At 57.0% G+C, this 25598-nt stretch carries 18 protein-coding genes, 1 pseudogene and 1 riboswitch; of the genes and pseudogenes, 15 read left to right on the top strand and 4 right to left on the bottom strand.

The features are described 5' to 3' along the window. Positions 1–210: 210 nt before the first annotated feature. The 10 genes from AC0TN7_RS03530 (at position 211) to yegS (ending at position 15737) form a co-directional block, all read left to right on the top strand. Positions 211–1413 carry an MdtA/MuxA family multidrug efflux RND transporter periplasmic adaptor subunit gene (locus AC0TN7_RS03530; protein WP_473701835.1) on the top strand — a complete coding sequence of 401 codons (1203 nt, stop codon included), beginning with the start codon at positions 211–213 and terminating at the stop codon, positions 1411–1413. Then, entirely contained in the window at positions 1413–4535 is a 3123-nt protein-coding gene (locus tag AC0TN7_RS03535) for an MdtB/MuxB family multidrug efflux RND transporter permease subunit (RefSeq protein WP_090419602.1), read from the top strand. The genes AC0TN7_RS03530 and AC0TN7_RS03535 overlap by 1 nt, the downstream gene beginning before the upstream one ends. Next, positions 4536–7613 (top strand): multidrug efflux RND transporter permease subunit MdtC, encoded by a 3078-nt coding sequence (mdtC, locus tag AC0TN7_RS03540; protein WP_473701836.1) that lies wholly within the window; start codon positions 4536–4538, stop codon positions 7611–7613. Next, positions 7614–9029 (top strand): MFS transporter, encoded by a 1416-nt coding sequence (gene mdtD / locus AC0TN7_RS03545; protein WP_024908118.1) that lies wholly within the window; start codon positions 7614–7616, stop codon positions 9027–9029. Further along, positions 9026–10429: an envelope stress sensor histidine kinase BaeS gene (gene baeS / locus AC0TN7_RS03550; RefSeq protein WP_048991164.1), complete on the top strand. Its 1404-nt coding sequence runs from the start codon at positions 9026–9028 to the stop codon at positions 10427–10429. Before mdtD ends, baeS begins: the two co-directional genes overlap by 4 nt. Beyond that, entirely contained in the window at positions 10426–11148 is a 723-nt protein-coding gene (baeR, locus tag AC0TN7_RS03555) for an envelope stress response regulator BaeR (RefSeq protein WP_024908120.1), read from the top strand. Before baeS ends, baeR begins: the two co-directional genes overlap by 4 nt. A 167-nt stretch (positions 11149–11315) precedes the next feature. Further along, complete coding sequence (trhP, locus tag AC0TN7_RS03560) at positions 11316–12677, top strand: prephenate-dependent tRNA uridine(34) hydroxylase TrhP (protein ID WP_024908121.1); 1362 nt, start codon at positions 11316–11318, stop codon at positions 12675–12677. A 419-nt stretch (positions 12678–13096) separates the two neighbouring features. After that, the gene (locus tag AC0TN7_RS03565) at positions 13097–14062 is read left to right on the top strand and encodes a hypothetical protein (protein ID WP_024908122.1); all 966 of its coding nucleotides are present in this window, start codon (positions 13097–13099) and stop codon (positions 14060–14062) included. A 7-nt stretch (positions 14063–14069) separates the two neighbouring features. Next, the gene (locus tag AC0TN7_RS03570) at positions 14070–14675 is read left to right on the top strand and encodes a hypothetical protein (protein ID WP_267216970.1); all 606 of its coding nucleotides are present in this window, start codon (positions 14070–14072) and stop codon (positions 14673–14675) included. A gap of 162 nt (positions 14676–14837) precedes the next feature. After that, on the top strand, positions 14838–15737 hold the full coding sequence (gene yegS / locus AC0TN7_RS03575) for a lipid kinase YegS (RefSeq protein WP_473701837.1): 900 nt from the start codon (positions 14838–14840) through the stop codon (positions 15735–15737). Positions 15738–15807: 70 nt separating this feature from the next. Here yegS and fbaB read toward each other — a convergent pair whose 3' ends face one another. Further along, positions 15808–16860, bottom strand: a complete 1053-nt coding sequence (gene fbaB / locus AC0TN7_RS03580) for a class I fructose-bisphosphate aldolase (protein ID WP_023312424.1) — start codon at positions 16858–16860, stop codon at positions 15808–15810. 250 nt (positions 16861–17110) lie between these two features. On the opposite strand from fbaB, the gene AC0TN7_RS03585 reads away from it, so the two are divergent. From AC0TN7_RS03585 to AC0TN7_RS03595, 3 genes are read left to right on the top strand one after another with little or no spacing between them, the layout of a single operon-like run. Continuing rightward, positions 17111–18388: a nucleoside permease gene (locus AC0TN7_RS03585; protein ID WP_024908126.1), complete on the top strand. Its 1278-nt coding sequence runs from the start codon at positions 17111–17113 to the stop codon at positions 18386–18388. Further along, positions 18385–19389 (top strand): ADP-ribosylglycohydrolase family protein, encoded by a 1005-nt coding sequence (locus tag AC0TN7_RS03590; RefSeq protein ID WP_473701838.1) that lies wholly within the window; start codon positions 18385–18387, stop codon positions 19387–19389. The genes AC0TN7_RS03585 and AC0TN7_RS03590 overlap by 4 nt, the downstream gene beginning before the upstream one ends. Further along, positions 19386–20339, top strand: coding sequence for a PfkB family carbohydrate kinase (locus tag AC0TN7_RS03595; RefSeq protein ID WP_024908128.1), 954 nt, complete (start codon positions 19386–19388; stop codon positions 20337–20339). The genes AC0TN7_RS03590 and AC0TN7_RS03595 overlap by 4 nt, the downstream gene beginning before the upstream one ends. Here the strand turns inward: AC0TN7_RS03595 and AC0TN7_RS03600 are convergent. From AC0TN7_RS03600 to thiM, 3 genes are read right to left on the bottom strand one after another with little or no spacing between them, the layout of a single operon-like run. Continuing rightward, complete coding sequence (locus AC0TN7_RS03600) at positions 20313–21059, bottom strand: GntR family transcriptional regulator (RefSeq protein WP_024908129.1); 747 nt, start codon at positions 21057–21059, stop codon at positions 20313–20315. The two genes, AC0TN7_RS03595 and AC0TN7_RS03600, sit on opposite strands and share 27 nt — an antisense overlap. Positions 21060–21101: 42 nt before the next feature. After that, the gene (thiD, locus tag AC0TN7_RS03605; RefSeq protein WP_024908130.1) at positions 21102–21902 is read right to left on the bottom strand and encodes a bifunctional hydroxymethylpyrimidine kinase/phosphomethylpyrimidine kinase; all 801 of its coding nucleotides are present in this window, start codon (positions 21900–21902) and stop codon (positions 21102–21104) included. Then, positions 21899–22669 carry a hydroxyethylthiazole kinase gene (thiM, locus tag AC0TN7_RS03610; protein ID WP_024908131.1) on the bottom strand — a complete coding sequence of 257 codons (771 nt, stop codon included), beginning with the start codon at positions 22667–22669 and terminating at the stop codon, positions 21899–21901. The genes thiD and thiM overlap by 4 nt, the downstream gene beginning before the upstream one ends. Positions 22670–22704: 35 nt before the next feature. Then, a riboswitch (TPP riboswitch) is annotated at positions 22705–22801 on the bottom strand. Between the two features lie 698 nt (positions 22802–23499). On the opposite strand from thiM, the gene AC0TN7_RS03615 reads away from it, so the two are divergent. Next, entirely contained in the window at positions 23500–24528 is a 1029-nt protein-coding gene (locus AC0TN7_RS03615; protein ID WP_230581857.1) for a YadA C-terminal domain-containing protein, read from the top strand. Positions 24529–25163: 635 nt separating this feature from the next. Beyond that, a pseudogene (locus AC0TN7_RS03620) lies at positions 25164–25322 on the top strand (hypothetical protein); the annotation flags it as partial. Between the last annotated feature and the right edge of the window lie 276 nt (positions 25323–25598).

Below are 25598 nucleotides of genomic sequence, written 5' to 3' on the forward strand. Positions count from 1 at the left end.
TTGTTGCGGTGCGGTCTGGTGCCCTCACCCCGGCCCTCTCCCACAGGGAGAGGGAGAAAACACCCAAAACGGCAACGGATGTTGCCGTTTTGCGTTTACCTCCATTCAGACCATTCCTGACAGTCTTCCATATTTCCTCCATTTTTCCGCTGTGTTAGCTGACTAAACTAGTATCATTCCCCGAAGTCTTCAGGATGAGAACGTATAACGATGAAAGGCAGTAACAAATCCCGCTGGGCAATCGCCGCTGGCATCATTGTGGTGGTCCTTGCCGCCGCCTGGTACTGGCACAGTCAATCCGCGAATTCCGCCGCACCCGCTGGTGCCACCAGCCAGGCTCAGCGCCCAACAGGCGGAGGGCGCCACGGCATGCGCGGCGGCGCGCTGGCGCCGGTCCAGGCGGCGACGGCGGTGAATAAAGCCGTTCCTCGCTATCTCACAGGTCTCGGGACCATTACCGCCGCCAACACCGCCACGGTGCGCAGCCGCGTCGACGGCCAGCTGATGGCTATTCACTTCCAGGAAGGACAGCAGGTTAAAGCGGGCGATCTGCTGGCCGAAATCGACCCGAGCCAGTTTAAGGTCGCCCTCGCCCAGGCGCAGGGGCAGCTCGCGAAAGACAACGCGACCCTCGCCAACGCCCGTCGCGATCTGGCCCGCTACCAGCAGCTGGTGAAAACCAACCTCGTGTCTCGTCAGGAGCTGGATACCCAGCAGTCGCTGGTCAGCGAAACGCAGGGCACCATCAAAGCCGACGAAGCCGCGGTAGCCAGCGCCCAACTGCAACTGGACTGGAGCCGCATCACCGCGCCGATTGACGGACGCGTGGGCCTGAAACAGGTCGATATCGGCAACCAAATCTCCAGCGGCGACACCACGGGCATCGTGGTGATCACCCAGACCCACCCGATTGATTTAGTCTTTACCCTGCCGGAAAGCGACATTGCGACGGTGGTGCAGGCGCAAAAAGCCGGTAAAGGCCTGGTGGTGGCAGCCTGGGACCGCACCAACAAGCAGAAGCTGAGCGAAGGCTCTCTGCTCAGTCTGGATAACCAGATCGACACCACCACCGGCACCATCAAGCTGAAGGCGCGCTTTAATAACCAGGACGATGCCCTCTTCCCGAACCAGTTTGTCAACGCGCGCATGCTGGTCGCCACCGAAGAAAACGCGGTGGTGATCCCCACCGCTGCGCTGCAGATGGGTAACGAAGGCAACTTCGTCTGGGTGCTTAACAGCGACAATAAGGTCAGCAAACACCTGGTGAAAACCGGTATTCAGGACAGCCAGACGGTGGTTATCAGCGCTGGCCTTTCCGCAGGCGACCGCGTGGTTACCGACGGCATTGACCGTCTGACCGAAGGGGCCAAGGTGGAAGTGGTTGAACCTGCGAAACAGGGAGAGAAATCCTGATGCAGGTTATGCCCCCAGGCTCTACAGGTGGGCCGTCACGCCTGTTTATCCTCCGTCCAGTCGCCACCACGCTGCTGATGGTGGCGATCCTGCTCGCCGGGATTATCGGCTATCGCTTCCTGCCCGTGTCGGCGCTGCCGGAGGTGGATTACCCCACCATTCAGGTGGTGACGCTGTATCCCGGCGCCAGCCCGGACGTGGTGACGTCCGCCATTACCGCCCCGCTGGAGCGCCAGTTCGGCCAGATGTCGGGGCTAAAACAGATGTCCTCCCAGAGTTCAGGCGGGGCGTCCGTCGTGACGCTGCAGTTCCAGCTGTCGCTGTCGCTGGACGTCGCCGAGCAGGAGGTACAGGCCGCTATCAACGCCGCCACCAACCTGCTGCCGTCGGACCTGCCTAACCCGCCGGTCTACAGCAAGGTGAACCCGGCGGATCCGCCGATCATGACGCTTGCCGTCACCTCCTCCGCCATGCCGATGACCCAGGTCGAAGACATGGTCGAAACGCGCGTGGCGCAGAAAATTTCACAGGTCTCCGGCGTTGGCCTCGTCACCCTGGCGGGCGGCCAGCGCCCGGCAGTGCGCGTCAAGCTGAACGCGCAGGCCATCGCCGCGCTGGGGCTCACCAGCGAAACCATCCGCAGCGCCATCAGCAACGCCAACGTCAACTCTGCGAAGGGCTCGCTGGACGGCCCGACCCGCGCGGTCACACTTTCCGCCAACGACCAGATGCAGTCCGCCGATGAATACCGTCAGCTGATTATCGCGTACCAGAACGGTGCCCCGGTGCGTCTGGGCGACATCGCCACTGTAGAACAAGGCGCGGAAAACAGCTGGCTGGGGGCCTGGGCCAACAAACAGCAGGCGATCGTGATGAACGTGCAGCGCCAGCCGGGGGCGAACATTATCGAAACCGCCGACAGCATCCGCACCATGCTGCCGCAGCTGATCGAAAGCCTGCCGAAATCGGTCAGCGTGAAGGTGCTTTCCGACCGCACCACCAACATTCGTGCGTCGGTCACCGACACCCAGTTTGAGCTGATGCTGGCGATTGCGCTGGTGGTGATGATCATTTATCTGTTCCTGCGCAACGTTCCGGCAACCATTATTCCCGCCGTCGCCGTGCCGCTCTCGCTGGTCGGCACCTTTGCGGTGATGGTGTTCCTCGATTTTTCGATCAACAACCTGACGCTGATGGCGCTCACCATCGCCACCGGGTTCGTCGTGGATGACGCTATCGTGGTCATCGAGAACATCTCGCGCTATATCGAGAAAGGCGAAAAACCGCTGGCCGCCGCGCTGAAGGGCGCGGGCGAAATCGGCTTTACCATTATCTCGCTGACCTTCTCGCTGATTGCGGTGCTGATCCCGCTGCTGTTTATGGGCGATATCGTCGGGCGGCTGTTCCGCGAATTTGCCGTGACGCTGGCGGTCGCCATTTTGATCTCCGCCGTGGTGTCGCTGACCCTGACGCCGATGATGTGCGCCCGCATGCTGAGCCACGAGTCCCTGCGCAAGCAAAACCGCTTCTCTCGCGCCTCCGAGCGCATGTTCGAGCGCATTATTGCCGCCTACGGTCGCGTGCTGGCGAAAGTCCTTAACCATCCGTGGGCGACGCTCGGCGTGGCGCTCGGCACGCTGGCGCTCAGCGTGATGCTGTGGATTTTTATCCCGAAAGGCTTCTTCCCGATCCAGGACAACGGCATTATTCAGGGCACGCTTCAGGCCCCGCAGTCGGTCTCCTTCGCCAATATGGCGCAGCGCCAGCAGCAGGTGTCTGAGATTGTTATGAAAGATCCGGCGGTAGAGAGCCTGACCTCCTACGTCGGCGTCGACGGCACCAACCCGTCGCTCAACAGCGCGCGTCTGCAGATCAACCTTAAGCCGCTGGATGAGCGCGACGATCGCGTCAACGCCGTCATTGAGCGGCTGCAAAACGCCGTGGCCCGCGTGCCGGGCGTTGAGCTTTACCTGCAGCCGATTCAGGATTTGACCATCGATACCCAGGTCAGCCGCACGCAGTACCAGTTCACGCTGCAGGCCACCACGCTGGATGCCCTCAGCACCTGGGTACCGCAGCTGGTGAACAAGCTTAACACCCTGCCGCAGCTCTCCGACGTCAGCAGCGACTGGCAGGACAAAGGGCTGGCGGCGTACGTGAACGTCAACCGCGACACCGCCAGCCGCCTCGGTATTACCATGGCAGACGTGGACAACGCCCTGTATAACGCCTTCGGTCAGCGCCTGATTTCAACCATCTACACCCAGGCCAACCAGTATCGCGTGGTGCTGGAGCACAACACGGAAAACACGCCCGGCCTGGCGGGGCTGGACTCGGTGCGCCTGACCAGCAAAGACGGCGGCATTGTGCCGCTGAGCGCTATCGCCACGGTGGAAGAGCGCTATACCCCGCTGTCGATCAACCATCTGGATCAGTTCCCGTCCACCACCATCTCCTTCAACGTGCCGGACAATTACTCTCTCGGCGAAGCGGTGGAGGCCATTCAGGCGGCTGAAAAAGAGCTCAGCTTCCCGTCCGACATTCAGACCCAGTTCCAGGGCAGCACCCTGGCGTTCCAGGCTGCGCTGGGCAACACCATCTGGCTGATCGTGGCGGCGGTCGTGGCGATGTACATCGTGCTCGGCGTGCTGTACGAAAGCTTTATCCACCCGATCACCATCCTCTCTACCCTGCCGACGGCGGGCGTGGGGGCGCTGCTGGCATTAATGCTGGCGGGCAGCGAGCTGGACGTGATTGCCATCATCGGCATCATCCTGCTTATCGGTATCGTGAAGAAAAACGCCATCATGATGATCGACTTTGCCCTGGCCGCCGAGCGCGAGCAGGGCATGTCGCCGCGTGATGCGATTTTCCAGGCCTGCCTGCTGCGTTTTCGCCCTATCCTGATGACCACGCTGGCCGCCCTGCTGGGCGCGCTGCCGCTGATGCTCAGCACGGGCGTCGGCGCGGAGCTGCGCCGTCCGCTGGGTATCGGCATGGTCGGCGGTCTGCTGGTGAGCCAGGTGCTTACGCTCTTTACTACGCCGGTGATCTACCTGCTGTTTGACCGCCTGGCGCTGTGGACCAAAAGCCGCTTCCCGAAACGTGAAGAGGAGGCATAAGTGAAGTTTTTCGCCCTCTTCATTTATCGCCCGGTGGCGACGATTCTCATCTCGCTCGCCATTACCCTCTGCGGCGTGCTGGGCTTCCGGCTGCTGCCGGTGGCGCCGCTGCCGCAGGTGGATTTCCCGGTGATCATGGTCAGCGCCTCGCTGCCGGGTGCCTCGCCGGAAACCATGGCCTCGTCCGTTGCCACGCCGCTGGAGCGCTCGCTCGGGCGGATTGCGGGGATCAACGAGATGACCTCCAGCAGCTCGCTGGGCAGCACGCGCATTATTCTGGAGTTCAGCTTCGACCGGGATATTAACGGTGCGGCGCGCGACGTGCAGGCGGCCATCAACGCCGCACAAAGCCTGCTGCCGAGCGGGATGCCGAGCCGCCCAACCTACCGCAAGGCCAACCCGTCCGACGCGCCGATCATGATCCTGACGCTGACCTCGGATACGTACTCGCAGGGGCAGCTGTATGACTTTGCGTCTACCCAGCTGGCGCAGACCATCTCACAAATTAACGGCGTCGGTGACGTGAGCGTCGGCGGGAGCTCCCTGCCCGCCGTGCGCGTAGGGTTAAACCCGCAGGCGTTATTCAACCAGGGCGTGTCGCTGGACAACGTGCGCTCCGCCATCAGCAACGCCAACGTGCGTAAACCGCAGGGGGCGATTGAGGACAACAGCCACCGCTGGCAGATCCACACTAACGACGAGCTGAAAACCGCCGCGGAATACCAGCCGCTCATCATCCACTATAACAACGGCGCCGCGGTGCGCTTAAGCGACGTAGCCAGCGTCACCGACTCGGTGCAGGACGTGCGCAACGCCGGGATGACCAACGCCAAACCGGCCATTCTGCTGATGATCCGCAAGCTCCCGGAAGCGAATATTATTGAGACGGTGAACAGCATTCGCGCCCGTCTTCCGGACCTGCAGCAGACCATCCCGGCAGCAATCGATCTGCAAATTGCCCAGGATCGCTCCCCGACCATTCGCGCCTCGCTGGAAGAGGTGGAACAAACACTGGTGATCTCCGTCGCGCTGGTGATCCTGGTGGTCTTCCTGTTCCTGCGCTCCGGCCGCGCGACGCTTATCCCGGCGGTGGCCGTGCCGGTCTCGCTGATCGGTACCTTTGCCGCCATGTACCTGTGCGGCTTTAGCCTTAACAACCTGTCGCTGATGGCCCTGACGATTGCGACGGGCTTCGTAGTGGATGACGCCATCGTGGTGCTGGAGAACATTTCCCGCCATCTGGAAGCGGGCGTGAAGCCGCTGCAGGCTGCCCTGCAGGGCACGCGCGAGGTGGGCTTTACGGTGCTCTCCATGAGCCTGTCGCTGGTGGCGGTATTCCTGCCGCTGCTGCTGATGGGCGGTCTGCCGGGCCGGCTGCTGCGCGAGTTTGCCGTCACCCTCTCCGTCGCCATCGGCATTTCGCTGGTTATCTCCTTAACGCTGACGCCAATGATGTGCGGCTGGATGCTCAAGCGCAGCAAACCGCACTCGCAGCCGCGCCGCAAAGGCTTTGGACGTTTCCTGATGGCGATGCAGGAAGGCTACGGCAAATCGCTGAAGTGGGTGCTGAACCATACCCGACTGGTTGGCCTGGTGCTGATTGGCACCATCGTGCTCAACGTCTGGATGTACATCACCATCCCGAAAACCTTCTTCCCGGAGCAGGACACCGGCGTGCTGATGGGCGGAATTCAGGCGGACCAGAGCATTTCGTTCCAGGCCATGCGCGGCAAGCTGCAGGACTTTATGAAGATCATTCGTGAAGACAAAGCCGTGGATAACGTGACCGGCTTTACCGGCGGGTCACGCGTTAACAGCGGGATGATGTTTATTACCCTGAAACCGCGCGGCGAGCGTAACGAAACCGCCCAGCAGGTGATTGACCGCCTGCGGGTGAAGCTCGCCAAAGAGCCGGGGGCAAACCTGTTTTTGATGGCCGTTCAGGATATCCGCGTCGGCGGGCGACAGGCGAACGCCAGCTATCAGTATACGTTGCTCTCGGACGATTTAGCCGCCCTGCGCGAGTGGGAGCCGAAGATCCGCAAGGCGCTGGCCGCCCTTCCCCAACTGGCGGACGTCAACTCCGATCAGCAGGACAACGGCGCCGAGATGGCCCTGACCTACGACCGTGAAACCATGTCGCGGCTGGGCATCAACGTTGAAGCCGCCAACAGCCTGCTGAACAACGCCTTCGGCCAGCGCGAGATCTCCACCATCTACCAGCCGATGAACCAGTACAAGGTGGTGATGGAAGTTGACCCGCGCTATACCCAGGACATCAGCGCCCTGGACAAGATGTTTGTGATTAACAGCGACGGCAAGGCGATTCCGCTCTCCTATTTCGCCAGCTGGCAGCCTGCCAACGCGCCGCTGTCGGTGAACCATCAGGGGCTGTCGGCGGCGTCGACCATCTCGTTTAACCTGCCAGTTGGCTCATCACTTTCGGAGGCCAGCGACGCGATCAACCGCGCGATGACCCAGCTTGGCGTGCCATCCACCGTGCGCGGCAGCTTTGCCGGGACCGCGCAGGTGTTCCAGGAGACGATGAACTCGCAGGTGATTTTGATTCTGGCCGCCATCGCCACGGTTTATATTGTGCTGGGCGTGCTGTATGAAAGCTACGTGCACCCGCTAACCATTCTTTCGACGCTGCCGTCGGCGGGCGTTGGGGCGCTGCTGGCGCTGGAGCTGTTCGGCGCGCCGTTCAGCCTTATCGCGCTCATCGGGATCATGCTATTAATCGGCATCGTGAAGAAAAACGCCATCATGATGGTGGACTTCGCGCTGGATGCCCAGCGCAACGGCAACCTCTCGCCGGAAGAGGCCATCTTCCAGGCCTGCCTGCTGCGCTTCCGTCCGATTATGATGACCACCCTGGCGGCGCTGTTTGGCGCGCTGCCGCTGGTGCTCTCGGGAGGCGACGGCTCGGAGCTGCGCCAGCCGCTGGGGATCACCATTGTCGGCGGCCTGGTCATGAGCCAGCTGCTGACGCTTTACACCACGCCGGTGGTCTATCTGTTCTTCGACCGCCTGCGGCTGCGCTTTTCGCGTAAAAACAGAACCACGGTGACTGAGTAGATGACCGATCTCCCCGCTAACGTTCGCTGGCAGTTATGGATAGTCGCCTTCGGCTTCTTTATGCAGTCGCTGGATACGACCATCGTCAACACCGCCCTCCCCTCCATGGCGAAAAGCCTGGGGGAGAGCCCGCTGCATATGCACATGGTGATTGTCTCCTACGTGCTGACGGTTGCCGTGATGCTGCCCGCCAGCGGCTGGCTGGCCGATAAGGTCGGCGTGCGGAATATCTTCTTTACCGCCATCGTGCTGTTTACCACCGGCTCGCTGTTTTGCGCCCAGGCCAATACTCTCGACCAGCTGGTGATGGCGCGCGTGCTGCAGGGCGTTGGCGGGGCGATGATGGTCCCCGTCGGGCGGCTAACGGTGATGAAGATTGTGCCGCGCGAGCAGTACATGGCGGCGATGACCTTTGTCACCCTGCCCGGTCAGGTGGGGCCGCTGCTGGGCCCGGCGCTCGGCGGCATTCTGGTGGAATACGCCTCCTGGCACTGGATTTTCTTAATCAATCTTCCTGTTGGCATCATCGGCGCCATCGCCACCCTGACGCTGATGCCGAACTACAAAATGCAGACGCGGCGCTTTGATTTCTTTGGCTTTATTCTGCTGGCTGCGGGCATGGCCACGCTTACCCTGGCGCTCGACGGGCAAAAAGGTCTGGGGATTTCGCCCCTGACGCTCGGGCTCCTGATCGCGCTCGGCGTTACCGCCATACTCTGGTACCTGTGGCATGCCAGAGGTAACGATAAGGCGCTGTTCAGCCTGAACCTGTTTAAAAACCCTACCTACCGCCTTGGCCTGTTCGGCAGCTTCGCCGGGCGCGTCGGCAGCGGCATGCTGCCGTTTATGACGCCCGTTTTCCTGCAAATCGGCATGGGATTTTCGCCGTTCCACGCGGGCCTGATGATGATCCCGATGGTGCTCGGCAGCATGGGAATGAAGCGCATCGTGGTGCAGGTGGTGAACCGCTTTGGCTACCGTCACGTGCTGGTCACCGCCACGCTGGGGCTGTCGCTGGTGAGTCTGCTGTTTATGGCCGTGGCGCTGATGGGCTGGTACTACGTTCTGCCGCTGGTGCTGTTCTGCCAGGGGATCGTCAACTCCATGCGCTTCTCATCGATGAATACCCTGACGCTGAAGGACCTGCCGGACGATCTGGCGAGCAGCGGCAACAGCCTGCTGTCGATGATCATGCAACTCTCCATGAGCGTGGGCGTGACTATCGCGGGGTTACTGCTCGGCATGTACGGCCAGCACCACCTCAGCGTCGACACGCCGGTGGCGCATCAGGTCTTTTTGTATACCTATCTCAGCATGGCGGTCATCATCGCCCTGCCCGCTTTCATCTTCGCCCGCGTGCCGGATGATACCAGCAAGAACGTCGTCATCAGGCGCGGCAAAAGGAGTGGCTCATGAAATTCTGGCGTCCGGGCATTACCGGCAAACTCTTTGTGGCGATATTTGCCACCTGTATCGTCCTGCTGATCACCATGCACTGGGCGGTGCGGGTCAGCTTCGAGCGCGGTTTTATTGATTACATCAAGCATGGCAATGAGCAGCGTTTGCAGGGCTTAAGCGATGCGCTGAGTGAACAGTACGCCCAGCACGGCAACTGGCGTTTTCTGCGCAATAACGACCGCTTTATTTTCCAGATCCTGCGCTCGCTGGAGCACGATACCGGCGACGATCGTCCGGGCCCGGGCATGCCGCCGCACGGCTGGCGCACCCAGTTCTGGGTAATCGACCAGGATATGCGCCCCCTGGTTGGGCCGCGCGCGCCGATACCGCCGGACGGCACCCGTCGTGCGATCAAAGTGAATAACGCCACCGTTGGCTGGGTGATCGCCTCCCCGGTGGAGCGCCTGACGCGCAACACCGACATCAACTTTGACCGTCAGCAGCGTCGCACAAGCTGGCTGATTGTCGCCCTCTCCACGCTGCTCGCCGCGCTCGCCACCTTCCCGCTGGCGCGCGGTCTGCTCGCCCCGGTGAAACGCCTGGTGGAAGGCACGCACAAGCTGGCCGCTGGGGATTTCACCACCCGCGTCGATACCCGCAGCCAGGACGAACTGGGCAAGCTGGCGCAGGACTTTAACCAGCTCGCCAGCACGCTGGAGAAGAACCAGCAGATGCGCCGCGACTTTATGGCCGATATTTCCCACGAGCTGCGCACGCCGCTGGCGGTGCTTCGCGGCGAGCTGGAGGCCATTCAGGACGGTGTGCGCCAGTTTACGCCCGAATCGGTGGCCTCTCTGCAGGCAGAAGTGGGCACGCTCACCAAGCTGGTGGATGACCTCCACCAGCTCTCCATGTCCGACGAAGGCGCGCTGGCCTACCAGAAAGCGCCGGTGGATGTGATTAACATTCTGGAAGTGATCAGCGGCGCCTTCCGCGAGCGGTTTGCCAGCCGCGACCTGAAGATTGACCTCTCCCTGCCGGACAGCGCGGTGGTGTTTGGCGACAAGGACCGGCTGATGCAGCTGTTCAACAATCTGCTGGAAAACAGCCTGCGCTACACCGACAGCGGCGGCGGGCTGCATATCTCCGGCAGGCAGGAAAACGGGCGTTTTGCCCTCACCTTCGCCGATTCCGCCCCGGGCGTGCAGGACGCGCAGCTGGAAAAACTGTTTGAACGTTTCTACCGTACCGAAGGTTCCCGCAACCGCGCCAGCGGCGGATCCGGTCTGGGGCTGGCGATTTGCGTTAACATCGTCGAGGCGCATAATGGCACGATCCGCGCCGCCCATTCGCCTTTTGGCGGGGTTAGCATTACAGTAGAGTTACCTCTGGAACGGGATTTATCGAGAGAAGTATGACCGAGTTACCGATTGACGAAAACACGCCGCGCATTTTGATTGTGGAAGACGAACCCAAGCTGGGACAGCTGCTGATCGACTATTTACGCGCGGCCAGCTATGCCCCGTCACTGATAAGCCACGGCGACCAGGTGCTGCCTTACGTGCGCCAGACCCCCCCTGACCTGATCCTGCTGGATCTGATGCTTCCCGGGACCGATGGCCTGACCCTGTGCCGGGAAATTCGCCGCTTCTCCGACGTACCGATCGTCATGGTCACTGCAAAAATTGAAGAGATTGACCGCCTGCTGGGGCTCGAAATCGGCGCGGACGACTACATCTGCAAGCCCTACAGTCCGCGCGAGGTGGTCGCCCGCGTAAAAACCATTCTGCGCCGCTGCAGGCCGCAGCGCGAGCTTCAGGTGCTGGACGCCGAAAGCCCGCTGATTGTCGACGAAAGCCGCTTCCAGGCGAGCTGGCGCAGCAAGCTGCTGGACCTGACGCCTGCGGAGTTCCGCCTGCTGAAAACCCTCTCCCACGAGCCGGGCAAAGTCTTCTCCCGCGAACAGCTGCTGAACCACCTGTATGACGATTATCGCGTGGTGACCGACCGCACCATCGACAGCCATATCAAAAACCTGCGCCGTAAGCTGGAGGCGCTGGACGCCGAGCAGTCTTTTATCCGCGCGGTGTATGGCGTGGGGTATCGCTGGGAAGCGGATGCGTGCAGGATAGCCTAGCCAGCAGAGGGTCAATCCAGGCCGGGTAAGGCGAAGCCGCCGCCCGGCACAATAACTTTACCTCCCTGCCCCGCAGCGCTACAATGCCCGCCCTTAAAGTGGGGGATCTCCCCTTACCGCTGCACCTGGTGCCGCGGATCTGACCTGTCATCAGAACGAGAACAAACATGTTTAAACCGGAACTCCTTTCCCCGGCGGGAACGCTGCAAAATATGCGTTACGCTTTCGCCTATGGTGCCGATGCTGTCTACGCGGGCCAGCCTCGCTATTCGCTGCGCGTACGTAACAACGAATTCAACCACGAGAACCTGCAGCTCGGCATCAACGAAGCGCATGCCCTGGGCAAGAAATTCTACGTGGTGGTCAACATCGCGCCGCACAACGCCAAGCTGAAAACGTTCATTCGCGACCTGAAGCCGGTGGTGGATATGGGGCCGGACGCGCTGATCATGTCGGACCCGGGCTTAATCATGCTGGTTCGGGAGAATTTCCCGGAGATGGATATTCACCTCTCCGTACAGGCTAACGCCGTCAACTGGGCGACGGTGAAGTTCTGGAAGCAGATGGGGCTGACCCGCGTCATTCTGTCTCGCGAATTGTCCCTTGAAGAGATCGAAGAGATCCGCACCCAGGTGCCGGATATGGAAATCGAAATCTTCGTTCACGGCGCGCTGTGCATGGCCTACTCTGGCCGCTGCCTGCTCTCCGGCTATATCAACAAGCGCGACCCGAACCAGGGCACCTGCACCAACGCCTGCCGCTGGGAATACAACGTCCAGGAAGGCAAAGAGGATGACATCGGCAACATCGTTCACAAGCACGAGCCGATCCCGGTGACTAACGTCGAGCCAACGCTGGGCATCGGCGCGCCAACCGACAGCGTGTTTATGATTGAAGAAGCCAAACGTCCGGGCGAGTACATGACCGCCTTTGAAGACGAGCACGGCACCTACATCATGAACTCGAAAGATCTGCGCGCCATCGCCCACGTCGAGCGCCTGACACAGATGGGCGTGCACTCCCTGAAGATTGAAGGCCGCACCAAATCCTATTACTACTGCGCGCGTACCGCGCAGGTGTACCGCAAAGCCATCGACGATGCGGCCGCCGGTAAACCGTTCGATACCAGCCTGCTGGAAACTCTGGAAGGCCTGGCGCATCGCGGCTATACCGAAGGCTTCCTGCGCCGTCATACCCACGACGACTACCAGAACTACGAGCACGGCTACTCCGTTTCCGAGCGCCAGCAGTTTGTCGGTGACTTCACCGGCGAGCGCAAAGGCGCGCTGGCGGCCGTCGCGGTGAAAAACAAGTTCACCAAAGGCGACAGCCTGGAGCTGATGACCCCGCAGGGCAACATGAACTTCACGCTGGAACATCTGGAAAACGGTAAAGGTGAAATGATTGAGGTGGCACCGGGTGACGGTCATACCGTCTGGCTGCCGGTTCCTGAAGAGGTGGAGCTGAAGTTCGCCCTGCTGATGCGTAACTTCAACGGTGAAAGCACCCGAAACCCACACGGCAAATAGTCAATCAGGGAAATTTTTTCGCGCTGGGATAATTCTTAGAATCGGATCACATACCGCTTCGTTCAATACGGGTATTATCCCCCCGCTGAAAAACATAACCCATAAATGCTAGCTGTACCAGGAACCACCTCCTTAGCCTGCGTAATCTCCCTTACGCGGGCTTATTTTTTTGTACAATTTTCAGTCCACTTAGTCAGAATGAAATTGCACCGCCCCACCAAATGAAGGGTGTTGATTCGCGCCAGCGTCTGCTGGAATATCTTTTACGAAAATCGGGCGGGTATAAGATATCCATCACAATTTTCATTGGTTCTGGCAGGATGGCGTGTTATTCGGATCATTCCTAACTCCCCTCCATTACATGCCCTTTACTCTTTATTTCTCAGCGTTATACGATTTCACATGGACGGAGAGACAACATGACGTTTCCTGGTCAGATTTCAAAGGATATTCCGGATTACGAACTCGCCCGCAGTCTGGGTCTAGCCTCCGGGGGCGATATTGATTTCACCGCCCTTGCCAATCAGCTGGACTGTAGCCGTAACTTTAGCCAGGTTGGGATCATCTACTCAGACGGTGCGCGTCAGTGGTTAGTGAGACCCTCAAGACGGATTGCGACGCCAAACGAAAGCTCGGTGAGTCATGTCGTCATCACTAAAGTAAACGCCTCATCAAGTAATCCTCTCCAGGCAACGACGACGACGATTCAGTCACCTTCATTAGCGACTGAAATAGGTTCTACGGCGATTTCTTGCGGAGCTGCCATTCTCACTGTCGTACTTGCTGCAGGTGCAGGTATGGCCATTCCTCTCACCGCAGGTTCTTCCGGCGCTGTTGCCGCTGTGATTGTCGCTGGTGGTGTAGCAACAGGAATTCAGTGTGCAAACGGGCTTGGCCGCTTGTCACTTATTGCCATGAATCATAATGACTATGTTGCGTGGATGGATTCCCAGGAGTGGTATACCGCAACCAATACTGCTCTTGATGCGATTTCACTTGCCGGGGCTGCTGCGGGTCTAAAAAGCGCTGTATTAACCTACCGCCTACTTAATCGCTCAACGTCTGAAAGTTTACTCTCGTTATTACAAAAAATGAGCCGGGCAGACCGCACGCGGTTAACTGAGGAAATCATTCGTATCCGAAATCCCGGGATCTCTAATTCAGGGGTTAAAGCAGCGATGAAAGCTGGCGTTTACCCTAAACGTTACCCCTCGGAAGCGCTGCAGCTGCTCTTACAGCGAGAGCTGTTGAATGCTATTTCAAACTCCTCAGCATTTGTTGGCAGTGCTGTCTCGGGTACAATCCGTAATCCTCAGAATATTACACAATCTGGTAAATACGTTTTTGGTTTGATTCAGTCTTTTTCGTTTACAGGAAGTTATTGACCCGGACATGATAAATTACATCAAAAAGAGCCTTTCATTAAGTGCTGTGATAACAGGTGAAATGGCGACTGACGATTGCCAACGGCTTGAATCATTGAAAGATCGCTTAAAAGGTCAGTTCGGTGTTCCTGTGGGTGTACATATGACAGGTATTCCCTTAGCGATAAGTACCTTACTCACTATTTTTTGCTACGCTATGCTACAAGTTTCTGTCTGGATGTTGCTCTTTCGCCTGCTCGGCTTACCTGAATTTAAGGTAATGATGGGAGTATTCCTTGCAGCAGTGGTGTATTGCATGATTGTAATGAGCACGATGTTTTTAACGGCCAGAGGTTCCTTAACGGGATATAAACTGCATATTTCTGTCATTACACTGACCGGCTTGATGAGCATCGTGTATTTTATCTGGACATGGATTTCACTTTTATTCGGCTCTGTAGAGAATTACACACCGCAAATAACCTCACTATTAGGACTGGGATTTTTCGGCCTGAATATCGTGTGGATGAATACGTCAGTCTTTTACCGTTCAATTGCGCTAACGCTACATAATCGGGTGTGGCGTAAACAGTTGAAAATTGAGAACAGGCAAATGGCAGGGCTCAAACGTTGACAGCAAGCGTCAATTGAGGGACCAGCGTATAAAAGGTAAACGCCACGAAGGGGGATAAATCCCCTTTCCGCAGCCTTATTTTTTTCCTTTCATCCTGTTCTTACCCGCTTTTTTCCTCTCTGCTATACACTCTTACTAACGCTAAAAAAGGGAGCAGCGCGGATGGCAACCTATCAAGACAGTTTATTGATTCTCAATGGCAAAAGTGCGGGCAACGATCTGCTGCGTCAGGCAATTCAGGGTTTGCGTGACGACGGCGCGCGCATCCACGTAAGGGTAACATGGGAAAAAGGCGACGCGGCACGCTATATCAATGAAGCCCTCGGGCTTGGCGTCAACACCATCATTTCCGGCGGCGGCGATGGCACCATCAATGAGATCGCGTCAGCGCTGATCGACCTGCCCGCAGGAAAGCGGCCGGTGATGGGCATTTTACCGCTCGGCACCGCCAATGATTTTGCCACCAGCGCCGGGATCCCGGAGGAGTTAGAGAAGGCGCTCCAGCTGGCGATCCTCGGCAAAGCCACCGCGGTGGATATTGCGCAGGTGAATGATAAAACCTGTTTTATCAATATGGCGACGGGCGGGTTTGGCACGCGCATCACCAGCGAAACGCCGGAAAAGCTGAAGGCGGCGCTGGGCGGCGTGTCGTATCTCATCCACGGCCTGATGCGCATGGACACCCTCAAGCCTGACCGCTGCGAAATTCGCGGCGAGGATTTTCAGTGGCAGGGTGACGCGCTGGTCATTGGCATTGGAAATGGTCGACAGGCAGGCGGCGGGCAGCAGCTGTGCCCGGAGGCGCTGATCAATGACGGTCAGCTACAGCTGCGGATTTTCACGGGCGACGGCCTGCTGCCCGCGCTGTTTACCACGCTGACGCAGCCGGAAGAGAGTCCGAATATCATTGACGGGAAATCCGCATGGTTTGAGGTCAATGCCCCGCACGGGATGACGTTTAACCTCGACGGAGAGCCGCTAAGCGGAACACAGTTCCGCATTGAGGTGTTGCCCGGCGCGCTGCAGTGTCGGCTGCCGCCGGACTGTGTGCTTTTGCGCTGATGTTTCACACGGTGCGCGATGATGCCCTCACCCCACCCCCCTCTCCCACAGGGAGAGGGAGATGGAGGCGTCAGGCAATCGTGACTTTACTGTCCAGATAGACGTCCTGTACCGCATTGATCAGCTTCACGCCGTCGGCCATCGATTTCTTAAACGCCTTACGGCCAAGGATCAGCCCCATGCCGCCCGCGCGTTTGTTAATAACCGCCGTACGTACCGCGTCTGACAGGTCAGTATCGCCGCCCGCCGCGCCGCCGGAGTTAATCAGCCCCGCACGGCCCATGTAGCAGTTCGCCAGCTGGTAGCGCACCAGGTCGATCGGGTTATCGCTGGTCAGCTTGCTGTAAACGCGGTCATCGGTATAGCCAAAGTTCACCGCTTTGTATCCGCCGTTATTCTCGGCCATTTTCTGCTTCACAATATCTGCGCCGATGGTCGCCGCCAGGTGGTTCGCCTGCCCGGTCAGGTCGGCCGACACGTGGTAATCCACGCCGTCTTTCTTGAACGCATTGTTGCGCAGATACGCCCACAGTACGGTGACCATGCCCAGCTCGTGCGCGCGTTCAAACGCCGCGGAGATCTCTTCAATCTGACGACGAGACTGCTCAGAACCGAAATAGATGGTCGCCCCTACCGCCACCGCCCCCATATTAAACGCCTGCTCGACGCTGGCGTAGAGGGTCTGGTCATATTCGGTAGGGTAGCTCAGAGTTTCGTTGTGGTTGAGCTTCACAAGGAACGGAATGCGGTGGGCATAGCGACGCGAAACCGAAGCCAGCACGCCGTAGGTGGACGCCACGCAGTTACAGCCCGCTTCAATCGCCAGCTCAACAATGTTCTTCGGATCGAAGTACAGCGGATTCGCCGCGAAAGAGGCGCCCGCCGAGTGCTCAACGCCCTGGTCTACCGGCAGAATGGAGAGATACCCGGTGCCGCCGAGCCGTCCGGTGTTGTAGAGCGTCTGCATATTTCGCAGGACCGCAGGCGGACGGTTGTTATCGATCATCACGCGATCAACGTAGTCATGACCAGGCAGATACAGCTGGTCGGCTGGAATGGTCATACAACGATGCTGTAAAAGGCTGTCGGCGTCTTTGCCAAGCAACTGCGCAATATCAGTCATGTGATACTCCCGTAAGTCCGACGTCGTGTCGGTGTGTGTTTATCCAGTCCCATCTTTTATGGGCAGACTAAGCCTGGTACCGACTTAACAGATTTTCCACCCTTTGCATTTTTTTTCAGCACAATCTGCTGGCTCGATTCGTGTTCAACAAAACTGTTACATTGATCAAACAATCGCCGCAAAGGTATTTAAAAGGTATTATTAAGTGGTATGTTAAAGGCGTACCCTCTCTGACATGCAGGATTAAAAAATGAAAACGAAAGTCCAACTGTCATTCATGATGTTTGTTGAATGGTTTATCTGGGGCGCGTGGTTTGTGCCGCTGTGGCTGTGGCTGAGCAAAAGCGGTTTTACCGCCGGGGAAATTGGCTGGTCTTACGCCTGTACCGCCATTGCCGCTATCCTCTCACCGATTCTGGTCGGCTCGCTGACGGACCGCTTCTTCGCCGCACAGAAAGTGCTGGCGGTACTGATGTTCGCCGGCGCCATTCTGATGTACTTCGCCGCACAGCAAACCCAGTTCAGCACCTTCTTCCCGCTGCTGCTGGTTTACTCCCTGACCTATATGCCGACCATCGCGCTGACCAACAGCATTGCCTTCGCCAACGTGGATGACGTAGAGGCCGATTTCCCGCGTATCCGCGTGATGGGCACCATCGGCTGGATCGCCTCCGGGCTGGCGTGCGGATTCCTGCCGCAGATGCTGGGCTACAGCGATATTTCCGATACCAATATTCCGCTGCTGATGACCGCAGCCAGCTCAGCCCTGCTCGGCGTGTTTGCCCTGTTCCTGCCGAACACCCCGCCGAAGAGCACCGGCAAGCTGGACTTCAAGGTGATGCTGGGGCTGGACGCGCTGATCCTGCTGCGCGACAAAAACTTCCTGGTGTTCTTCTTCTGCTCGTTCCTGTTCGCCATGCCGCTGGCCTTCTACTACATCTTCGCCAACGGCTATCTCACCGAAGTGGGAATGAAAAACGCCACCGGCTGGATGACGCTCGGCCAGTTCTCCGAAATCTTCTTTATGCTGGCGCTGCCGTTCTTTACCAAACGCTTTGGTATTAAGAAGGTCTTACTGCTGGGTCTGATCACGGCCGCTATCCGCTACGGATTCTTCGTTTACGGCGGTGCAGAACAGTACTTTACCTACGCCCTGCTGTTCCTCGGCATTCTGCTGCACGGCGTGAGCTACGACTTCTACTACGTTACCGCGTATATCTACGTGGATAAAAAAGCGCCGGTGCACATGCGCACCGCCGCGCAGGGCCTGATTACGCTGTGCTGCCAGGGCTTTGGTAGCCTGCTGGGTTATCGCCTGGGCGGCGTGATGATGGAAAAAATGTTCGCATACAAAGAGCCGGTGAATGGGCTGACCTTCAACTGGGCCGGAATGTGGGCGTTTGGTGCAATCATGATTGCCGTGATTGCCGTGCTGTTTATGCTGTTTTTCCGCGAATCGGATAAAGAGATCACCGCAATTGAGGTGGTTGATGGCGATGCCGCGCTGACACAAGGGGAAGTTAAATGAAACAAGAACGTGTTCTCGGGGCCCTTTACGGGCAGGCGTTAGGGGATGCGATGGGCATGCCGTCGGAGCTGTGGCCGAGAAAGCGCGTCAAAGCGCACTTCGGCTGGATCGACCGCTTTTTACCCGGCCCGGCAGAGAATAATGCGGCCTGCTATTTCAAACAGGCAGAGTTCACCGACGATACCTCAATGGCGCTGTGCCTGGCGGACGCGATCGTCGAGTGCGACGGGGAGATTAACCCGGACATTATCGGCAAGCATATTCTGCGCTGGGCGCTCGACTTCGACGCGTTCAATAAGAACGTGCTCGGCCCGACCTCCAAAATCGCGCTTAACGCGATTCGCGACGGGAAGCCGGTCAGCGAACTGGAAAACAACGGCGTGACCAACGGGGCGGCGATGCGCGCCTCCCCGCTGGGCTGCCTGCTCCCGGCCACGCGTCTGGAACACTTTGTTGAGCAGGTGGCGCAGGCCTCCAGCCCGACCCATAAATCCGATCTCGCCATTGCCGGCGCGGTGGTGATTGCCTGGGCGGTTTCCCGTGCCATCGACGGCGAAAGCTGGCAGAACATCGTCGATGCCCTGCCGGGTATTGCCCGCTATGCGCAGGAGGCGAAAACCACCACCTTCAGCGCGTCGCTGGCGGCGCGTATTGAGCTGGCCCTTAAGACCGTGCGGGAAGCCAACGGGATTGAGTCCGCCAGCGAGCAGGTGTACCAGCTCGTGGGGGCCGGAACCAGCACCATTGAGTCCGTTCCGGCAGCTATTGCGATGGTCGAACTGGCGGGAACCGACCCGAACCGCTGCGCCATTTTATGCGCCAATCTGGGCGGCGATACCGACACCATTGGCGCGATGGCGACGGCCATCTGCGGTGCGCTCCACGGCGTGCAGGCGATTGACCCGGCGCTCAAAGCTGAACTCGACGCCGTCAACCGGCTCGATTTCGGCCACTATTGCGAGAAACTGCTGCACTTCAGGGAGCAAAGGGAGGGCCTATGAATGCATTTGCCCAACGTCTCGACAATCTGCACGCCACGCGCCCGGTGACGGTGCTGGGCGCAGCGGTGATTGACGTCATCGCCGACGCCTACGCCCTGCCCTGGCGCGGGTGCGATATCGAGCTCAAACAGCAGGGGGTGAATATCGGCGGCTGCGCGCTGAACATTGCCATCGCCCTGAAACGGCTCGGCATTACGGCGCAAAACGCCCTGCCCGTCGGCCACGGCGTGTGGGCGGACATTATTCGCAACGCCATGGCGAAGCAGGATCTGCACAGCGCCATTGAGGCTGAAACCGGCGATAACGGCTGGTGCCTCGCGCTGGTGGAGCCAGACGGCGAGCGCACCTTTATGTCCTTTAGCGGCGTGGAGAACCAATGGCAGCAGCGCTGGCTGGATGCGCTTCACGTCCCGCAAAACAGCCTGGTGTATTTGTCCGGCTATCAGTTGGCCTCACCGTGCGGTGAACTGCTGACAGGCTGGCTGGAGGGATTACAGGACGTGACGGCCTTCATCGATTTCGGCCCCCGTATTGCGGATATCCCCGACGCGCTGATGGCGCGAATTATGGCCTGCAGGCCAATCGTGTCCCTTAATCGTCAGGAAGCGGAGATCGCAGCCGGGCAGCTGGGTGTCGTGGCTGAAAACCTGGGTGCAGAGTGGCAGCAGCGTTTCCGGGCCGCACTGATTGTGCGCCACGATAAAGACGGTGCGGCCTGGTATGACGCCGGGAGCTCGGGCGTTGTTCCGGCGTTCCCGGCGACGGTCGTGGACACCATTGGCGCTGGCGACAGCCACGCGGGCGGCACGCTTGCCGGGCTGGCGGCGGGATGGTCACTGGCAGACGCCGTTCTGCTGGGGAATGCCGTGGCGTCCTGGGTAGTCAGCCACCGAGGCGGAGATTGCGCCCCGACTCGCGACGAATTACTCCTCGCACACAAAGACGTATAGATCGCTGCGACAGTAGCTGATGCTGTACTCAATCGGCCGGTGCTGCTGGTCAAGCGCGACCTGCTTGATCACCAGCACCGGTATTTTTTCGTCCATCTTAATGTGCGCCTGAAACTCGCTGTCCGGCATACGGGCGCTGACCCGTGAACGGGTGCGCTGCGGGAAAATATTCTGACTGCGGAAGTAGTCGTATAGCGAAATGCCAATCGCATCCGGATCGGGAATGAGCCCAACCGGCACCCAGGACTCTTCTATCGACACCGCATCGTCATCCACATAGCGAATGCGCTTGAGCAAAAAGACCTCGCTGTCCGGAAGAATCGACAGGTGGTTCGCCACCTCTTCCGGGCACTTCACCACCCGCTTGTTGACCCATAGCGTATTGGGCTTTTGACCGCGAAGCACCACCTGCTGGGAAAAGCCGCGCGCCTCTTTAAGCGAATATTCGAAGATATTGTTGATTTGCGTCCCGTAGCCACGGGCGCGCGTCACCACGCCCTCTTCCTCCAGCGCCTGCATCGCTTTACGCACGGTGATGCGTGACACCCCGGTCAACTGGCTCAGATCGCGCTCGCCGGGCAAAATATTCCCGTGCTCCAGCACCCCGCTGCGCACCGCATTTTTTACCGTTTCGGCAAACTTCAGGTACAGCGGCGTGTTATCGGGCGCGGCGATCCGTTCATTCAGTTGAGCGATTAACCGGGTATGCGCTTGTTCCATCTCTGTTTTCTCAGGCGTGATGTATTCTGCCAGTATACTGGCTTACCACCATGCATGAAAATGATGAACCGGCCCAATACCGTGACCCACTTCCAGAGTATCGGCTTTCGCCAGCGCCGCCGAGAGCCAGGCTTTCGCTTCGCGCACCGTATCGGCCCAGCCGTCATGCCGTGGACGCAGCGCCGCCAGCGCGGCCGAAAGCGTACAGCCCGTGCCGTGGGTATTTTTGGTCTGCACGCGCGGCGCGGTAAAGCGCACTTCGCCGTCGCGGGTGAAAAGCCAGTCCGGGCTTTCCGCGTCATCCAGATGCCCGCCCTTCATCAGCACCGCACCGCAGCCCATTGCCAACAGCGCGTTCCCCTGCGCTTTCATCTCGCGTTCAGTTTGCGCGTGCGATGTGCCTAACAGCGCGGCGGCTTCTGGCAGATTGGGCGTGATGAGCGCCACCTGCGGCAGCAGCTTTTTACGCAGGGTTTCCACGGCAGAGGCGGAGAGCAGCGGGTCGCCGCTTTTTGCCAGCATGACGGTATCCAGCACCACGTTTTGCACCGCATAACGCTTAAGCCGCTCGGCCACCGCTTCAACAATGTCCGTCTCGGCCAGCATGCCGATTTTAGTGCTATCAATGCGCACGTCGCTGAACACCGAATCCAACTGTGCGGCAACAAAATCCGGCTCGATACGGTAGACCGACTGCACACCGCGCGTGTTTTGCGCCACCAGCGCGGTGATGACGGAACAGCCGTATGCGCCAAGCGCGGAGAAGGTTTTCAGGTCAGCCTGGATACCCGCGCCGCCGCTGGGATCGGTACCGGCAATGGTCAGAGCGTTAATCCGCTTCATGCCTGCTCCTCCAGCGTGTAGAGCGCATCCAGGAACACGCTGGCAAAACTGCCCGGGCCACGAGACTGCGCAATAGCGAATGAGCCAGCTCGCTTCATCCATCCGCAGGCAGCAGCGATATTATCCAGCCGGTCGCCCGGCAGCGAGCAGCTCGCCGCGACGACGGCGGAGAGCGCGCACCCGGTGCCCACCACGCGTGTCATCAGCGGGTCACCGCCGGTTACCGTTCGGGTGCGTTGTCCGTCAGTGATGTAATCCACCTCACCGGTGACGACCACAACGGCATTGGTCTGGCGGGCCAGCGCCTGAGCAGCGGGCACCGCGCTGGCGGCGGTATCGGTCGTATCGACGCCGCGCCCGCCTGCGCTCATTCCGGCAAGAGCAAGGATTTCTGAGGCATTGCCGCGAATGGCAGCCGGTTTCAGGGCAAGAATTTGATGGCAAAAACGGGTACGGAACGCGATCGCGCCAACGGCAACCGGGTCCAGCGTCCAGGGTTTGCCTGCCGCCACCGCGCTTTCTATTGCCCGACGCATCGACTGGGCGCGCGGCGCGGTCAGCGTGCCAACGTTAACCAGCAGCGCATCGGCTATCGCGGCAAACTGCTCGGCCTCTTCGGCCTCGATCACCATCGCCGGTGATGCGCCAAGCGCCAGCAAAACGTTGGCCGTAAAGGTCTGTACAACATCGTTGGTCATACAATGGGTCAGTGGAGAACGGGTTCGGAAGTGGTGTAAAACGTGTAAATCGAGCAGGTCAGGCTGCATGGGTTCGCTCCTGCCTTGCGTGAAGAAGCGATGACCGGGAAGGCATCTGACTTCCCTACGCTGGCATTATCCAGATCAGGTGTTGCGGGTATTTCTCAGCCCATCAGTGATGGGGCACCCCGAGTCATGAAGATTAAATCTCTATACTTTTTTCCAGATTAGGGGAAGTTGCTCGCTGACGCAAGCGTGCCCTTGCGGTTGTCGCTTCTTCATTGGGATGTCCTCATGTGACTTATTAAGGCACTCCTAACATCGCGGCGTATTCATCAACTGGGAGGAGGTCATATTGTCGTCAGAATTCTGCAAGAGTTTTTAGGCTCTATATTAATGAATATTACAAAACAGCCATATTTAGTGCCGATTATTATCAAATGATTAACATTTCATTTATCACTAAAAATCTGGCTTGAGTATAAGAATTTTTAATCCCTTCAATGTGACTTTTAGAAGACAATAAACCCTATTTCACTCGAAACACAAAGTGTTCATTAAGTCATACACTTAATTTAGACATTTGCATCTATTTCAATAGTTTAAACACTGAGTCATAGTTAACAATTCAAACTATAAGGCAATGTATATATTGAAGAAAGTCTTCTTACACCACCCCTGGACACTGTTGCATTTAGTGCTTTACGTGATCCAGATCAACATTGACTTATGTGCAATCCTGGATAGTTAATTCATCTTATAAAAAAAGAATTGCGCGAGAATTAACCTAATTTAGTACAGACTAATAGCAGGGTTAATCTCCATATCGGTTAGAAAGCTAAGCGCTTGCAAAAGCTTTTGACAATGAATTTAATCCTTATTTATTAGTGAGATATAAAATGAAACGTTCTATTCTGGCTGTTTTCGTGTTTGGTGCTGTATTCGCTGGTTCTATCAATGCTTCTCACGCTGTAGATTTTGCAAGTGATAACTCCGGCTCTACTCAATGGGCGCAAGGTGCGCAAAATAACATTGATACGCTTAATCTTGATGTTGACGATCTCAAGCAAGCTAACCGCCTTCAAGATGATGCAATTCAGACACAACATGATTTCAACAATACGCAGCAAGGCGAAATCATGCAAAACCGATCAGACATTAGCGGTTTGCAAGGTCAAGTTAATGGCTTGAATGTTCAATTAACACAATCTGTAGTAGATGAATCAAGCGCCCGTAGTTCTGCTGATGCTGCTTTAGGCGCTCAAATCCAGACAAATAGCAATGCTATTACAGCTATCCAGACTCAAGCCGCAAGCGGTGCATTTAATGGTAAAGATGGGGTAGATGGTAAAGATGGTGCTACAGGGGCGCAAGGCTTACAGGGTGTGCAAGGTGTAGCAGGTGCTAACGGTGCTGATGGTAAAGATGGGCGCGATGGTGTTGATGGTAAGAATGGCGTTGATGGGAAAGATGGTAGCAATGGTAAAGATGGTGTTACCACCACCATTAACAAAGTGCAAGTAGACACGGCTACACAAACTAAAGTAGCTGCTAACTCTGCAGCTATCGCTTCCACCTCTAGCCAGGCTGCTAGCGTAGCTCAAGATCTGCAAGCTGCAAAGCAGACTATGCAAGCTATGAATAACAATACTAACCAGCAATTTAAATCATTGCGCGATGAAGTAGATAATAATAAGAAGCAAGCTAACGCAGGTATCTCTGGAGCTATGGCTATGGCTGGCTTGCCTCAAGTGCAAACTAATCAGCGTGTAATGTTCTCTGCTGGTGGTGCTACTTACAACGGTGAAAGCGCTTTAGCGGTTGGTGGCTCAGTTAACTTTAATTCTCACGTTATCGCTAAAGTGAGTTTCTCTGATGATACCGCTAATAACATGGGTGCTTCTGTTGGTGTAGGTATCGGTTTTTAAGTAAACGATAAAGCCCCCAAGTGAACTCAATATACATATACCCCATAAAGGGGTTTCGAGAAGCATAACCGCCGATTTTTGTATTGTTGATGTTTATAAATTCTTTACAGGTGATACAAGTTATGGTTTATCGTTAGCCTGACAAACTAAACATTTAACAGCTTTAAAATGGTCTCGTTTGTTTATCAAATCTGAGATCAAACCAACAATACAGAAGTGCTAGTATATACCATGATGCATTGATACTTTTTATAGTGAAGGCGTTTAATTTCCTGAGAAAGAACAATCAGAATGGTTCCTTAGGGTGAAATAGTGATGATAGCCATGATTAAACTAATTATATGCTCTGCTTTAGTATCGTTAGCTTTAGTAGCTACTGGCGTATTTATAGGTATTACTTACAGCCGTACCATATTAAACATAGCTTATAGCTGTGATAACAGCTAGACAGACGTTACTATGGGTTATGCAAGTTCCTGTCTACGGAGTGTATTTATATAGACTTTTGTTCCTTCAGATGTTTTTCTTAAACAGGAGACAGGGATAGATCTATCACTTTGACGGCGCATTGCTAATACAATGCTGCTTATATTATTTTTTGTTGTTGTGATATACGAAAGGCAGAATTTAGGATTATGAAAAAAATGTTATTAGCTGTTCTGGTTATTGCATCTCTTCCTGCTCATGCTATTAATGCGCACTATCGGGAGCAATTAGAGCGTTCTGGATGTACTCAAGTAACTGATGGTCATGGTTGTGATATTCACAAAACCAAAGCACAAAACAAGAAAGCAATTTCGAGCCAACGAGATCGGATAGCTTTTGAAGCTGATGCTTACAGTGTGGTCGATAAACCTATCTCTGATGCTGCTGAAACCCTCCTTTCGAAAGGCTGGAAGCCTAATAACGGTGTGTGGAAGAAACAAGGCTACACTCTCAAACTGAAATTGAAAGGTGAGAGTATTGTTGATTTTGTTCTAACTCATTGAGGTTAAGATGACGCCTTACGTCTGCCCTATTTTTGGTACAGTGCATTAATCTAAAACAAGCCACTTTCATTAGGGGTTATA

It is taken from the genome of Enterobacter sp. PL_is511 (assembly GCF_055816065.1).